The 13,091-nt window shown below is 58.6% G+C and carries 13 protein-coding genes; 6 read left to right on the forward strand and 7 right to left on the reverse strand.

All coding sequences use genetic code 11. From position 1 onward, the window contains the following. Positions 1-85 precede the first annotated feature (85 nt). On the reverse strand, positions 86-1,264 hold the full coding sequence (locus KJF94_RS04000; RefSeq protein WP_214381342.1) for a vWA domain-containing protein: 1,179 nt from the start codon (positions 1,262-1,264) through the stop codon (positions 86-88). A 12-nt stretch (positions 1,265-1,276) separates the two neighbouring features. Further along, positions 1,277-2,122, reverse strand: a complete 846-nt coding sequence (locus KJF94_RS04005; RefSeq protein WP_007898718.1) for an AAA family ATPase — start codon at positions 2,120-2,122, stop codon at positions 1,277-1,279. A gap of 202 nt (positions 2,123-2,324) precedes the next feature. Here KJF94_RS04005 and KJF94_RS04010 point away from each other — a divergent pair, with 202 nt between their 5' ends. After that, the gene (locus KJF94_RS04010) at positions 2,325-2,555 is read left to right on the forward strand and encodes a DUF4160 domain-containing protein (protein ID WP_214384714.1); all 231 of its coding nucleotides are present in this window, start codon (positions 2,325-2,327) and stop codon (positions 2,553-2,555) included. Then, on the forward strand, positions 2,543-3,046 hold the full coding sequence (locus KJF94_RS04015) for a DUF2442 domain-containing protein (RefSeq protein WP_214381344.1): 504 nt from the start codon (positions 2,543-2,545) through the stop codon (positions 3,044-3,046). Before KJF94_RS04010 ends, KJF94_RS04015 begins: the two co-directional genes overlap by 13 nt. On the opposite strand, the gene KJF94_RS04020 is transcribed toward KJF94_RS04015, so the two are convergent. Next, on the reverse strand, positions 3,043-4,119 hold the full coding sequence (locus tag KJF94_RS04020) for a DUF748 domain-containing protein (protein ID WP_214381346.1): 1,077 nt from the start codon (positions 4,117-4,119) through the stop codon (positions 3,043-3,045). The two genes, KJF94_RS04015 and KJF94_RS04020, sit on opposite strands and share 4 nt — an antisense overlap. Before the next feature lie 127 nt (positions 4,120-4,246). Here KJF94_RS04020 and cysK point away from each other — a divergent pair, with 127 nt between their 5' ends. The 4 genes from cysK to KJF94_RS04040 all read left to right on the forward strand — a co-directional run bounded on the left by cysK (position 4,247) and on the right by KJF94_RS04040 (position 7,733). Beyond that, a complete protein-coding gene (gene cysK / locus KJF94_RS04025) occupies positions 4,247-5,221 on the forward strand; it encodes a cysteine synthase A (RefSeq protein WP_214381348.1) in 975 nt (324 codons plus the stop codon). 234 nt (positions 5,222-5,455) lie between these two features. Then, entirely contained in the window at positions 5,456-6,394 is a 939-nt protein-coding gene (locus KJF94_RS04030; RefSeq protein ID WP_214381350.1) for an aspartyl/asparaginyl beta-hydroxylase domain-containing protein, read from the forward strand. 214 nt (positions 6,395-6,608) lie between these two features. After that, positions 6,609-6,773 carry a hypothetical protein gene (locus KJF94_RS04035; RefSeq protein ID WP_214381352.1) on the forward strand — a complete coding sequence of 55 codons (165 nt, stop codon included), beginning with the start codon at positions 6,609-6,611 and terminating at the stop codon, positions 6,771-6,773. A 96-nt stretch (positions 6,774-6,869) separates the two neighbouring features. Beyond that, the gene (locus KJF94_RS04040; RefSeq protein WP_214381354.1) at positions 6,870-7,733 is read left to right on the forward strand and encodes a DMT family transporter; all 864 of its coding nucleotides are present in this window, start codon (positions 6,870-6,872) and stop codon (positions 7,731-7,733) included. An 800-nt stretch (positions 7,734-8,533) separates the two neighbouring features. Here KJF94_RS04040 and KJF94_RS04045 read toward each other — a convergent pair. The 4 genes from KJF94_RS04045 to KJF94_RS04060 form a co-directional block, all read right to left on the reverse strand. Beyond that, complete coding sequence (locus KJF94_RS04045) at positions 8,534-9,475, reverse strand: LysR family transcriptional regulator (protein ID WP_214381355.1); 942 nt, start codon at positions 9,473-9,475, stop codon at positions 8,534-8,536. Between the two features lie 69 nt (positions 9,476-9,544). Next, complete coding sequence (locus tag KJF94_RS04050) at positions 9,545-11,074, reverse strand: tripartite tricarboxylate transporter permease (protein ID WP_214381356.1); 1,530 nt, start codon at positions 11,072-11,074, stop codon at positions 9,545-9,547. Continuing rightward, the gene (locus tag KJF94_RS04055; RefSeq protein WP_214381357.1) at positions 11,071-11,604 is read right to left on the reverse strand and encodes a tripartite tricarboxylate transporter TctB family protein; all 534 of its coding nucleotides are present in this window, start codon (positions 11,602-11,604) and stop codon (positions 11,071-11,073) included. Before KJF94_RS04055 ends, KJF94_RS04050 begins: the two co-directional genes overlap by 4 nt. 52 nt (positions 11,605-11,656) lie before the next feature. Further along, the gene (locus tag KJF94_RS04060; RefSeq protein ID WP_214381358.1) at positions 11,657-12,673 is read right to left on the reverse strand and encodes a Bug family tripartite tricarboxylate transporter substrate binding protein; all 1,017 of its coding nucleotides are present in this window, start codon (positions 12,671-12,673) and stop codon (positions 11,657-11,659) included. Positions 12,674-13,091: the final 418 nt, after the last annotated feature.

Raw genomic sequence — 13,091 nt, forward strand, 5'->3', positions numbered from 1 at the left:
GAAGCGACCCCTCTAATCTGAAAGAAAGAATGGGACTGCTGCGCAGTCCAGCGGGAGCAAGCTCCCTCGCCACAAGATCAGTGTGCTATTTGGAAAGAAACCTCATCCCTTCTTCAAGCCCCCGCAACGTCAACGGGTACATCTGGTCATCAATCAAATCCCGCACGATATTGGTCGACGACGTATAGCCCCACGTATCTTTCGGATACGGGTTAATCCAGATGAGCTTCTTGTACTTCTCCTTGAACCGCTGCATCCAAACGTAACCGGCTTCTTCGTTCCAGTGCTCGACGCTGCCGCCGGCCTGGGTGATTTCATAGGGCGCCATGGCGGCGTCACCGATGAAGATCACTTTGTAGTCGGCGCCGTACTTGTGCAGCAAGTCCTGGGTCGAGGTGCGCTCGGAGGTGCGGCGCATGTTGTTCTTCCACACCGACTCGTAAATGAAGTTGTGGAAGTAGAAGTACTCAAGATGCTTGAACTCGGTCTTGCAGGCCGAAAACAGTTCCTCGCAGATTTTCACGTGGGCGTCCATCGAGCCGCCGATGTCGAACAGCAGCAACAGCTTGACGGTGTTGCGCCGCTCCGGCCGCATCTGGATGTTCAGCAACCCGGCATCTTTAGCGGTGTGATCGATGGTGCCATCGATATCGAGCTCTTCCGCCGCACCCTGACGAGCAAATTTACGCAGCCGGCGCAGCGCGACCTTGATGTTGCGCGTGCCCAGTTCCACCGAATCGTCGAGGTTTTTGTACTCGCGCTGATCCCAGACCTTGACCGCCTTGCCCTGTCGCTTACCGGCATCGCCGACCCGAATGCCTTCCGGGTTGAAGCCGCCGGAGCCGAACGGGCTGGTGCCGCCGGTGCCGATCCACTTGTTGCCGCCGGCGTGGCGTTCTTTCTGTTCTTCGAGGCGTTTCTTGAACTCTTCGATCAGCTTGTCCAGGCCGCCAAGGGACTGGATCGCCGCGCGCTCTTCGTCAGTCAGTGAACGCTCGAATTCCTTGCGCAACCAGTCTTCGGGAATCAAGGCCTGAAGGTGGTCATCGAGTTTTTCCAGGCCATTGAAGTAAGCGCCGAAGGCCCGGTCGAACTTGTCGAAATGCTTTTCGTCCTTCACCAGGATCGTCCGGGACAGGTAATAGAACTCATCCATGTCGGCGAAGGTCACGCGCTGCTTCAGCGCGTTGATCAGGTCCAGCAGCTCGCGCACCGAGACCGGCACCTTGGCTGCACGCATTTCATTGAACAGGTTGAGCAGCATGGCATCAGCCTCTTAGCGGGTGCCGCGACGGCTCATGAACGCCAGACGCTCAAGCAATTGCACGTCCTGTTCGTTCTTGACCAAGGCACCGGCCAGCGGCGGAATCGCCTTGGTCGGATCGCGTTCGCGCAGCACGGCCTCGCCGATGTTGTCGGCCATCAGCAGCTTCAGCCAGTCCACCAGTTCGGAGGTCGATGGCTTTTTCTTCAGGCCCGGCACCTTGCGCACGTCGAAGAACACATCCAGCGCCTCGCTGACCAGGTCTTTCTTGATGTTCGGGTAGTGCACGTCGACGATCCGTTGCATCGTGACGCGATCCGGGAAGGCGATGTAGTGGAAGAAGCAGCGGCGCAGGAAAGCGTCCGGCAGCTCTTTTTCGTTGTTGGAGGTAATGATGATGATCGGGCGCTTCTTGGCCTTGATGGTCTCGTCGATCTCGTAAACGTAGAACTCCATCTTGTCGAGTTCTTGCAGCAGGTCGTTCGGGAACTCGATGTCGGCCTTGTCGATTTCGTCGATCAGCAGAATCACCCGCTCTTCAGACTCGAAAGCCTCCCAGAGCTTGCCCTTTTTCAGGTAATTGCGAACGTCGTGGACCTTTTCCGTGCCCAGCTGCGAATCGCGCAGGCGGCTGACCGCGTCGTACTCGTACAGGCCCTGATGCGCCTTGGTGGTGGATTTGATGTGCCAGGTGATCAGCTTGGCGCCGAAGGATTCCGCCAGTTGCTCGGCCAGCATGGTCTTGCCGGTGCCTGGCTCGCCCTTGACCAGCAGCGGACGCTCCAGGGTGATGGCGGCGTTGACCGCCAGCTTCAGGTCATCGGTGGCGACGTAGGCCTGGGTGCCTTCGAACTTCATCTGCTAATCCTCGAACGGTAAACGCCGACCTGACGGGGCAGGGCGGGGCGCAATAATTGTAGTACCCGACTATAACGCGCTGCCCGGTCGACTGTGAACGCAGACGGCTTATTCAGTCTCTGAATGGAGCGTCACATCTTGACTCGGTTTCGGCGGCTGGCCAGTATTGAGCTATCGCCATTTTGGCGATAGCTTGCCCGGCATGTCTACTAAATATCAATTTCGCGATACGTACCGCATTCAGTTGCGCGAGAAGGATCACCCGCCGCCTCATGTCCACCTGACCGGTGGCAGGCTCCATGTGATGCTCAGCCTGGAAACCGTCGAAGTGATGGTGGGAAAGGCACCGCCGCTGATTATCAAGGAAGCGCTAAGTTGGGTCAGGGCCCATCAGGTGCAATTACTGGAGGACTGGAAACGATGTTACCCATGAAACGACCACGGTTGTCCGCCGTGCAGGCGTTGCCGGATTACCGGTTGGCGCTGACATTTATCGACGGTCAGCAACTCACGCTCGATTTGAGCCGCGACTTGCGTACCTATCCAGGATTGCAACCCTTGCTGGAGGCTGGCGCTTTCGACGGTGCAACCCTGGGCGATGATGGCTGGAGCGTCGAGTGGCCCGAGCAGGATATCCAGATCGGCGCAGACACTGTCTATCTGGATGCGCTCGCGCAAAACGCGGCGGATGAAAATACCCGGATCTTCATTGACTGGCGTGCGCGTACCGGATTGCCGCTGAATCAGGCGGCCGAGGCTTTGGGGGTGAGCGCCCGCAGCATCACGCGCTACAGCAGCGGTCGTGAAGCCGTGCCTCGATCATTGGCCCTGGCCTGCCTCGGTTGGGATTTTCTGCAGCAGCAATCCAATTCGGCGCGGGCAGCTGAAGAAACCGGCCGCTATACCGTTACGCGCAAACCTTAACCGGCTTCCGGCTTCGGCCGCTCATAACGGGCATTGAATGCCTGGACAAAACCATTACGCAAAATCTGCAAAAACGCCTGGAACGCGCTGATATCTTGCCGATGTACATTGCCGCTCAGTTCCACGCGAGTCGCAAACTGGTTCTTGCCCTGGTTTTTCAGCACGGTTTCGGAGCCACCGACAATGGCCTCCCAAATGGACCGGAACAGCCCTTTGTCCTTGTTCTCTACGTCCTGCTGCCAATTGAACACATCGACGTCTTTCAACAGCGGTTTGATATAGCCAGTCAATTTGGCTTTTTTCGCTTGTGCTTCGATCACCACATCACCGTGTCCGGCATTGAAATCGAACTTGCCGTAGGCCGAGGCGAAGTCGTTCATGCGTTTGAGTTCAATGTCCCTGGCGCGCAGGCGGAACTGGAAATCTTCGAAGTTGCTCAGCGGATCGAAGGTCGCGGTGGTTTCCAGTGGGGCGTGCCCCAGCAGCAGCGCTTTGCCATCGAAGCGTGCGTCGCGCTTGCCGTCCTTGTCGGCGACGTTGGTCAGGTTGTAAATGCTGGCGTTGACTTGGGTCGCGTTCATGTTGACGGGCGGCTTGGAATTGAAATTTCTGAAGCTGATCTTGCCATCGAAGATACGTACTTCGTCCAGGGTGATGGGTGCCAGTTTGCTCAATTGCGCACGCCAGTCGGTGCCCTGGCCGGTCTGCGAGTTTTGCTTGTTGGCGCCGCCGTCGACGAAGTTCACCTCGGGGTTGAAGAACTGCACCTTGGCCACCACCGCGTGGTCGTACAAGAGCGAGTGCCAGCTGACGGCAAGGTCGATCAACGGCGCACTGACGAAGGGCACCGGGACCTTGCCATCGACCTTGACGATTTTCAGCCCGTTAATTTTGTAGGCACCGCGCCACAGAGCCAGGTCTACGTCGGTGATCTGTCCACGGTAGTCGCCCATGTCGGCGAGCTTGTCGTTCAGGTAATCACGCACCAGGTAGGGCAGGGCAACATGCACGGTAATCAGTAGCACAACGAGGCCGATGAGGATCCACAGGGGCCAGCTGTATCGACGTTTCATGATGGCAAATCTCCGGCGATGTAAAACCATTGACTGCGGTGATCACCGGACGTTCGACCCGACTGGACGACCACGGGCAACAGGCATACCGTGAAGGGCTAATTCAACGCTGCATAAGGACCCAGCCATGAGCCGTATTTTTGCTGACAACGCCCATTCCATTGGCAATACGCCGCTGGTGCAGATCAATCGCATCGCTCCGCGTGGCGTGACCATCCTGGCCAAGATCGAGGGGCGCAATCCCGGCTATTCGGTCAAGTGCCGGATCGGAGCAAGCATGATCTGGGACGCCGAAAGCACCGGCAAACTCAAGCCTGGCATGACCATCGTCGAGCCCACTTCCGGCAATACCGGCATTGGTCTGGCGTTCGTTGCCGCTGCGCGGGGCTACAAGCTGATGTTGACCATGCCGGCGTCCATGAGCATTGAGCGTCGCAAAGTGCTCAAGGCACTGGGCGCCGAACTGGTGCTGACCGAGCCGGCCAAAGGCATGAAGGGCGCGATCGAAAAGGCTGCGGAGATCGTCGCCAGCGCCCCGTCCCTCTACTTCATGCCGGCGCAGTTCGAGAACCCCGCCAACCCGGCCATCCACGAGAAAACCACCGGTCCGGAAATCTGGAACGACACCGACGGCGCGGTCGATGTGCTGGTGGCAGGCGTTGGAACGGGTGGAACCATTACCGGTGTTTCGCGGTATATCAAGAATACCCAGGGCAAACCGATTCTTTCCGTGGCGGTTGAACCGGTGGTTTCGCCGGTGATTACACAGAAGCTGGCCGGTGAAGAGATTAAACCAAGCCCGCACAAGATCCAGGGCATCGGCGCCGGTTTTGTACCGAAGAACCTGGACCTGTCGATGGTGGACCGTGTCGAGCTGGTGACCGACGATGAATCCAAGGCCATGGCCCTGCGCTTGATGCAGGAAGAGGGGATTTTGTGCGGTATTTCTTGTGGTGCTGCCATGGCCGTGGCCGTACGCCTGGCGGAAACCCCGGAAATGCAGGGCAAGACGATTGTGGTGATCCTGCCCGATTCTGGCGAACGCTACCTGTCGAGCATGCTGTTCAGTGACCTGTTTACCGAACAGGAGAATCAGCAATAAGGGCTGCTGAAAGCGCGGGCCGCGTTCGGTCGATTTTATGATCGTGGAGTGGGGGTTGATTCAGGTCAGCCCCCGTTCAGGAGAGGTATGTTAAGAAGTGCTTTATTGCACAATCCTTAACAGTGAATGTTGAGTCAGGCGGGTTTTTCCCGAGGCCGGTAGTGTTTATCATGGCCGACTGCAACGTCGGGTAAATGGCGTTGTGCAGAGTTGTTTTTTCTCAAGGAGTTGTTGATGACCTTTTCCTTTGCTGCGAAGGCGTCGCTGTTGCTGCTGTTCCTGGGCAGTACGCTTTATGTGCATTTGCGCGGCAAGGCGCGTTTGCCGGTCCTGCGCCAGTTCGTCAACCACTCCGCGCTGTTCGCGCCTTATAACGCCTTGATGTACCTGTTCTCCAGCGTGCCCTCCAGGCCTTACCTGGACCGCAGCAAATTCCCCGAACTGGACGTACTCAAAGACAACTGGGAAGTCATCCGCGACGAAGCGATGCACTTGTTCGACGAGGGTTACATTCGCGCCGCCGAGAAAAACAACGACGCCGGGTTTGGCTCGTTCTTCAAGAAAGGCTGGAAGCGTTTCTACCTCAAGTGGTACGACAAGCCCCTGCCATCCGCCGAAGCGCTGTGCCCGAAAACCGTAGCGCTCGTCAGCAGTATTCCCAATGTCAAAGGCGCCATGTTTGCGCTGTTGCCCGGTGGCAGTCATCTCAACCCGCACCGCGATCCGTTTGCCGGTTCCCTGCGTTATCACTTGGGTCTGTCGACCCCGAACTCCGATGATTGCCGCATTTTCGTCGACGGCCAGGTTTACGCCTGGCGTGATGGTGAAGATGTGATGTTTGACGAGACGTATGTGCACTGGGTGAAGAACGAAACCGAGAAGACTCGGGTCATTCTGTTCTGCGACATCGAACGTCCGTTGAGCAACCGACTGATGACTCGCCTCAACCGCTGGATCAGCGGCTTGCTCGGTCGCGCCACGGCGCCGCAAAACCTCGACGACGAACGGGTTGGCGGGATCAACAAGGCTTACGCGTGGAGCAAGAACTCCAGTGACAAGGTCAGCGGCGTGGTCAAACAGTGGAAGCGTAGTCATCGTAAGGCTTATCGTGTGTTGCGACCGGTGCTGGCGGTGGTGGTATTGACGCTGTTGGGGTATTGGTTGTTTGGGTGATTCCGGGCAAGAAATGAAAAACCGCTCCTTGGGAGCGGTTTTTTTATGAGGAAAATTTGAACGACGCACCCGCGAGGCCACCTGCGGGCTCTTCTGCTTCGGTACCCTTACTGGCTCTTTGTACAAGTCATTGCAATCCATGTCACCCGCTGGTTATAGTCGGCGCTCGGTGATTTCCCACCCACCGTCCTCCTCATCAAAAAAAGATCAGCCCATGCCTGCATCCCTCATCAACGCGGTAGTCGATTCAGCGGTCAACGCTGGCGTCTTGCCGTGCGGGAATCAGCAGCCTGCGCAGATCAGTCATTACCCCCCACCTGTCCGTAGCACGCCGGTGTACGCAGTCGTATCACCGCCGGGCGTTGGCGTTTCGGGCTGATCAGCTTCTCTTTGCTGTGACCTGTGCCCGCCTGAAAAAACTACTGAATTTCAGCTTCGGCTGAGTTGGCTTTTTGCCTGACTACAGGTGGTCTTCATGTTTGTCCTTTCGAAAAAATCCGCGCTCGCGGCGGCGTCCACGAGCCTGTTCGTCCTGCTGTGGAGCAGCGGGGCGATCTTCTCCAAATGGGGGCTGGCACACGCGTCACCCTTCGCTTTTCTGCTGATTCGCTTTGCCATCGCTCTGTGTGGGTTGGTGCTGCTGGTGCCGTTGCTCAAGCTGAAACTGCCCAAGCGTGGCAAACCGATGCTGTATGCAATGGCCACGGGTGTGGTGTTGTTGGGGGCTTATCAGATTTTCTATCTGCTGGCGCTGGACCTGAAAGTCACGCCGGGTGTGATGGCCACGATCATGGGCGTGCAGCCGATTCTCACGGTAGTGATCATGGAGCGGCAGCGCTCAGCCAGCCGAATGTTCGGTCTGACCCTGGGCTTGGCCGGTCTGGTCATGGTGGTTTACCAGGGCATTGGTCTGGCGGGTATGTCGCTGGCGGGGATGCTCTTCGGTTTGCTGGCGTTGGCGAGCATGACGTTCGGTTCGATCATGCAGAAACGCATCACTGAAAATCCCCTCGGCACATTGCCCGTGCAGTACCTCGCGGGGTTGTTGCTGTGTGGGATCTTTGTGCCGTTCCAGCCGTTTCATTTCGAACACAGCACTGGTTTCATCGTGCCGGTGTTGTGGATGGGGCTGGTGGTGTCGGTGCTGGCGACGTTGCTGCTGTATCGGCTAATTGCACGGGGTAATTTGGTGAACGTTACCAGTCTGTTTTACCTGGTGCCGGGGGTGACTGCGGTGATGGACTATCTGTTTTTTGGTAACAAACTGGCGGTGTTGAGCATGCTTGGGATGGTGTTGATCATTGTTGGATTGGGGTTTGTGTTTCGTAAGACGGGGTAAAGCGGTTGGGGGCATATCCGTTGCTGCGGTAACGGCGGCTATTGGTTTCGCCCTTACGGCGAGTCACTTGGAAGAGCCCCAAGTAACCAAGGGCTTTTGCCCCTTTCGTTCGGTGGCTCGCTAAGGCTCGCCATGCCCTCGCTCCGGTCCTGCTCCGTGGGCCCGCCGCCATCGGCCATCCATGGCCGGGGGCGGCTACCGCGGCATCCTTGCCGCGGTGCCCACTGCGCAGAACCGGAACGAAGCCTCTCGATATAGGGCGTGCACCACCACAGCACCGCGAGGCGGCCTTCGGGCCGACCTGGCTCTTCGAATATATGCATTCCCCCTGTGGGAGCTAGCCTGCTAGCGATGGTCGTTAACGATAACGCGTGCGGTCTGAATGAACGCGGTGTCTGGACGTCCATCGCTAGCAGGCTAGCTCCCACAGGGGATTTTTGGCGGGCATGAGATGGGTGTTCACCACCGATGGCCTTGACCGATATCACGTCGGCTACCAGGCCGCCTCGCTTTGGCTTTTGATCTTGATCTGCCCCGTCGGAAGGCCGAGCGCAGGTTCTGCGCAGTGGGCAACCCGGCATGGATGCCGGGTTAGCCGCCCCCGGCCATGGATGGCCGATGGCGGCGGGCCCACGGAGCAGGACCGGAGCGAGGGCATGGCGAGCCTAGGCGAGCCACCGTACGTCAGGGGCGCAGGCGCTTGGTTACTTGGCGCTCTTCCAAGTAACCCGCTGTAAAAGCGGAACCAATAGCCGCCGTAACCAAAACAACGGATATGTACCCCGACTAACAAACCCATGTTATTTGGTCAAAGCATGCTCCGCCCGCACCGAATTCATAAACGCCTGCATCGCCGACGATTGAATCCGATGACGCCGGGTAATCAACCCATACGGCGGCAACCGCGCTTCAAACTTGATCGGCAACACCGCCAGCAAATCCCGCCCCGGATAATCCTCGACCACCGACACCGGCGTAACGCCAAGCATGTCAGTCTGCTGGATCAACGAGAGCAAGGTCATGATCGACGTGGTTTCAACGATGCTGCTGGGGATGTCGACCCGTGCATTGTGGAACACCTGATTGATGATCGCACGCATCGGGCTCGGTTGCTGTTGCAGCACCCAGGTCATGTTCTGCAATTCCGCCCAGCTCAGGTGTTTCTCCTGCGCCAACGGGTTCTGCGCCCCGGCAATGACGCACAACGCCTCTTCGCCGAGGCTGTCGAACAGCAATTCTTCGGCCCTCGCACCGACCGGAATCCGCCCCAGCACGATGTCGAGTTGATCCTGCAACAGTGCCTGAACCAAAACGTCACTGGTGTCGACCTGAATGCTCATCGACAACCGTGGATGGCTTTTCTTCAAGGTGGCGATGGTGCGGGTCAACAACCCCGAGGCCAACGCCGGAATCGCGCCGACGGCGACCCGCCCAAGGTTGCCGGATTGCAGTGCGACCAGTTCTTCACGCATGCCGCTGAGTTCGGCAAACACCATGCGCGCGTAGTAGATGACGGTTTCCCCGAATGGAGTCGAGCGCATGCCCCGAGGCAGGCGTTCGAACAACTCGACGCCGAGCAAGTCCTCGGCTTCGTGCAGCATCTTGGTCGCCGCCGGTTGGGTCATGCCGATGTGATCGGCAGCGCGGCGCAACGAGCCGAATTCCTGCAGCGCCAGCATCAGCCGCAGTTGGCGCAGACGCAGTCGACTGTGGATCACATTGGCATCAGGAATTCGGGTCATGGGCCGCGCTCGCATGAAAGACTGCGGCAAGCCTGACAACAAATGTCAGGCGTTGCCAGCATTGCTATGTCACAGCACCGATTTGGTCTTGGCGACGGGCGGTTTGCGCAAGCCCGTCAGGGCGCCCAGTGCCTTGGAAATCAGCGGCCAGAACAGCATCAGCAGCGCTGCCGTGGTCAGGCAACCCACCAACGGGTTGGACCAGAAGATCCCCAAATGCCCGTCAGAAAACAGCATCGATTGACGGAACGCATCCTCAGCCTTGTCCCCCAGAACGGCGGCCAACACCAGCGGCGCAATCGGGTAACCGAGTTTCTTGAACAGATAACCCAGCGCGCCGAAGCCCAGCATCAGCACCACGTCGAAGAACGAGTTGTGCACCGAGTAAGCACCGATGGCGCAGACCATGATGATGATCGGCGCAATGATCGAGAACGGAATGCGCAGGATCGAGGCGAACAGCGGCACGGTGGCCAACACCACAATCAGACTCACCACATTGCCCAGGTACATGCTCGCGATCAGGCCCCAGACAAAATCGTGCTGCTCAACGAACAGCGTCGGGCCAGGGTGCAAGCCCCAGATCATCAACCCGCCGAGCATCACTGCCGCCGTGGCAGAACCGGGAATGCCCAACGTCAGCATGGGCAGCAGGGCGCTGGTGCCGGCTGCGTGGTCGGCGGTTTCCGGGGCGATCACGCCTTCGAGTTCACCCTTGCCGAAGTTCTCGTGGTTTTTCGAGAAGCGCCGCGCCAGGCTGTAGCTCATGAACGAGGCCGCCGTCGGGCCGCCCGGCGTGATGCCCATCCAGCAACCGACCAGCGTGCTGCGCACAATCGTCCACCAGTAACGCGGCAACTTCGCCCAGGTACGCAGGATGATCATCGGCGTAATGCGCGCATGCTCGCCTCGAAACACCAGGCCTTCCTCGACGGTGCAGAGGATTTCGCCGATACCGAACAGCCCGATCACGGCCACTTCAAAACTGATCCCGGTCATCAGGGTTGGCTGGTCGAAGGTCAAACGCAGGTTGCCGGACACCGTGTCCATGCCGACCGCCGCCATGGCGAAACCGATCATCATCGCCACCACGGTTTTCAGCGGTGGGTTCTTGCTCATGCCGATGAAGGTGCAGAACGCCAACAGGTAGACCGCGAAGAACTCCGGTGAGCTGAACGACATGGCAAATGCGGCGATCTTCGTCGACAGGAAGGTCAGCAACAACACCCCGGCCAGCGCGCCGATCAGCGCCGAACTGAACGCAGCGGTCAACGCTTCGGCGGCTCGACCCTCGCGGGCCATCGGGTAGCCGTCAAACGTCGTCGCCACCGATGAGGGTTCGCCGGGTATGTTGAACAGGATCGAGGTAATCGAGCCGCCAAACAGCGCGCCCCAATACATGCACGACAGCAGGATGATCGCCGACACCGGCGACATGGTGAACGTCAGTGGCAGCAACAATGCCACGCCATTGGGGGCGCCGAGGCCAGGCAAAACGCCGACCAGAATGCCCAGCAGTACGCCGATCACCATCAGGCCGATATGGCCCGGGGTCAGGATCAGGTTCATGCCTTGCAGCAGGGAATCGAATTCGCTCATTTGAAGCTTCTCCCGGCCAGAGTAATCCAGTCGCCCATCGGGCCGGCATCCAGCGGGACCTTGAACCACAGCGCGAAAATCAGGTAGCTGGCAAGTACCGCGCCGAGGGATACGCTGCCGATCATCAACTTGCCGTAAGGCTTGGCGCGAACCTTGTCACGCCACATGAACCAGGCAATGAAACAGGCCGAAGCCATATAGATGCCGGTGAACGGCATGGCGCCAACGAACAGCGCAATCGGGATAAACACCGACAGCACTTGTTTGAACGCGCTGCGGCTGACGAATGAAATGCTCAGGGCTTTCCAGCGCACCAGGGTCCATACGCCGTTGGCCACGCTCGCGGCGCTCAGCATCAGGCCGATGTAGAAGGGGAAGTAACCCGGCTCGGGGCCGGAATCGCCCCAGCCGATACCTTGTTCGATACTGCCGAACATCACCACCACGCCGATCAGCGCGGTGAAGATGGCCAGACCGAGTTCGACCCAGTGGGTACCGACCAGTGCCGGTGAATCCGAAGAATGGGACATGAAGACACCTCCAGAGGTGACGGCCGTGCGCAGGCGGACGGCCGTGGGCAACTCAGTTTTTCAGCCAGCCGGCTTCTTTGAACACCGGGGTGACGCGGGCGGTATCTTTCTCAATGTAGGCGGTCAGCGGCTCGCCTTCGAGGAAGGTCGGCACCAGCGCGTTCTGCTTCACGTAGGCCTTGAACTCCGGGGTCTCGGTGACTTTGCGCATCAGCTCGACATAGAACGCCCGCTGCTCGGCGGTGACTTCGCCGGGCATGAACACTGTGCGCGGGAAGCGATACTGATCGATGCCCAGGCCCTGTTCGTGGCAGGTCGGCACATCGGCCCAGGATTTGTCGCCAGCGACCTTCTCGGTATAGCTCATCCGCTCTTTACTGAACACGCAGAGCGGTTCGACCTGATCACCGCGCCATTGGCTGATGCTTTCGCTGGGGTTGTTGACGTTGGCGGCGATGTGTTTGCCGGCCAGTTGGGTCGCGGCTTCACTGCCGCTCTTGAACGGGATGTACACCAGTTTGCTGTTGTTGGTCTGGTTCAGCAGCAGGGTCAGGGTCTGGTCGACATCCTTGGACTGGCTGCCGCCCATTCGCAGGTTCGACGGGTCAGCCTTGACCGCTGCGTAGAAGCCTTTGGCATCCTTCCACGGCGCGTCCTTGTAGCTCCAGAGAATGAAGTCGTCCTCGGCCACGGCGGCAACGGGGGTCAGTTCCTGCCATTGATAGCCGAGCTTGGACACCAGCGGCAACAGGTAGATGTTGTTGGTGCCGATCACCAGTTTTTCTGGATCGCCCTTGTTCATTTTCAGGTCGAGGAAGGCTTCGGCACCATTGCCGCCGCCCTTGTTGAGGACGATGGTATTCACGTCGAGAAACTTGTGGGTGGTGATGATCGACTGGATCAGCCGGCCGAGTTGGTCGGTGCCGCCGCCGGGACCACCGGCAACGACGATTTCGACGTTCTTGTCCGGTTGCCAGGCGGCGTGAGCGAGTGCGGGAAGGGTTCCGGCGGCGATCAGCGTGCAGCCAAGAAATAGACGGGATGTGCGACGGACGAATGCATTTCGCATGATGGAAGGCCTCGTTTTTTGTAGTTGTTATGAGTGACTTGTCGGTGTTCAAAAGCTGCAAGCCTGGCCTGAGTGTGGGAAGCCTCCGACCCCGCGTCTAGTCAAAACAATACATACACCGATAGCCTGCGGTTATAGGTCTGGAGGGCAAATATCGCCATGATCGCCAAGGCCTTTGCGCCAGAGCGGTTTGAGAGGAAAGTCAGGGTAGGCGCTGCCCATTGAAAGCCCCCTGAAAGCAGGGCGTGACATAACCCGAGGCTATCGCCTTATTTCAATCTTTGATTAGACGGTTATCACTGAGCCTTCGATAGTGCTTACCAACGCCGCCTTAAAACGCAATTTAATTGTAGGCGCGAGCTTGTCTCCGGGCGGCGTTCCGACGATGAACTCAAGAGCGCCGCGATTCGCCAGAAAA

The sequence above is a fragment of the Pseudomonas hormoni genome (assembly GCF_018502625.1).
GTDB classification, from domain to species: domain Bacteria; phylum Pseudomonadota; class Gammaproteobacteria; order Pseudomonadales; family Pseudomonadaceae; genus Aquipseudomonas; species Aquipseudomonas hormoni.

Coding starts and splice junctions, on each gene's coding strand:
- KJF94_RS04020 (WP_214381346.1), bottom strand. CDS start 4,119: ATGAAACGTCGATACAGCTGGCCCCTGTGGATCCTCATCGGCCTCGTT.
- KJF94_RS04010 (WP_214384714.1), top strand. CDS start 2,325: ATGTCTACTAAATATCAATTTCGCGATACGTACCGCATTCAGTTGCGC.
- cysK (WP_214381348.1), top strand. CDS start 4,247: ATGAGCCGTATTTTTGCTGACAACGCCCATTCCATTGGCAATACGCCG.
- KJF94_RS04005 (WP_007898718.1), bottom strand. CDS start 2,122: ATGAAGTTCGAAGGCACCCAGGCCTACGTCGCCACCGATGACCTGAAG.
- KJF94_RS04000 (WP_214381342.1), bottom strand. CDS start 1,264: ATGCTGCTCAACCTGTTCAATGAAATGCGTGCAGCCAAGGTGCCGGTC.
- KJF94_RS04040 (WP_214381354.1), top strand. CDS start 6,870: ATGTTTGTCCTTTCGAAAAAATCCGCGCTCGCGGCGGCGTCCACGAGC.
- KJF94_RS04045 (WP_214381355.1), bottom strand. CDS start 9,475: ATGACCCGAATTCCTGATGCCAATGTGATCCACAGTCGACTGCGTCTG.
- KJF94_RS04030 (WP_214381350.1), top strand. CDS start 5,456: ATGACCTTTTCCTTTGCTGCGAAGGCGTCGCTGTTGCTGCTGTTCCTG.
- KJF94_RS04060 (WP_214381358.1), bottom strand. CDS start 12,673: ATGCGAAATGCATTCGTCCGTCGCACATCCCGTCTATTTCTTGGCTGC.
- KJF94_RS04055 (WP_214381357.1), bottom strand. CDS start 11,604: ATGTCCCATTCTTCGGATTCACCGGCACTGGTCGGTACCCACTGGGTC.
- KJF94_RS04050 (WP_214381356.1), bottom strand. CDS start 11,074: ATGAGCGAATTCGATTCCCTGCTGCAAGGCATGAACCTGATCCTGACC.
- KJF94_RS04035 (WP_214381352.1), top strand. CDS start 6,609: ATGCCTGCATCCCTCATCAACGCGGTAGTCGATTCAGCGGTCAACGCT.
- KJF94_RS04015 (WP_214381344.1), top strand. CDS start 2,543: ATGTTACCCATGAAACGACCACGGTTGTCCGCCGTGCAGGCGTTGCCG.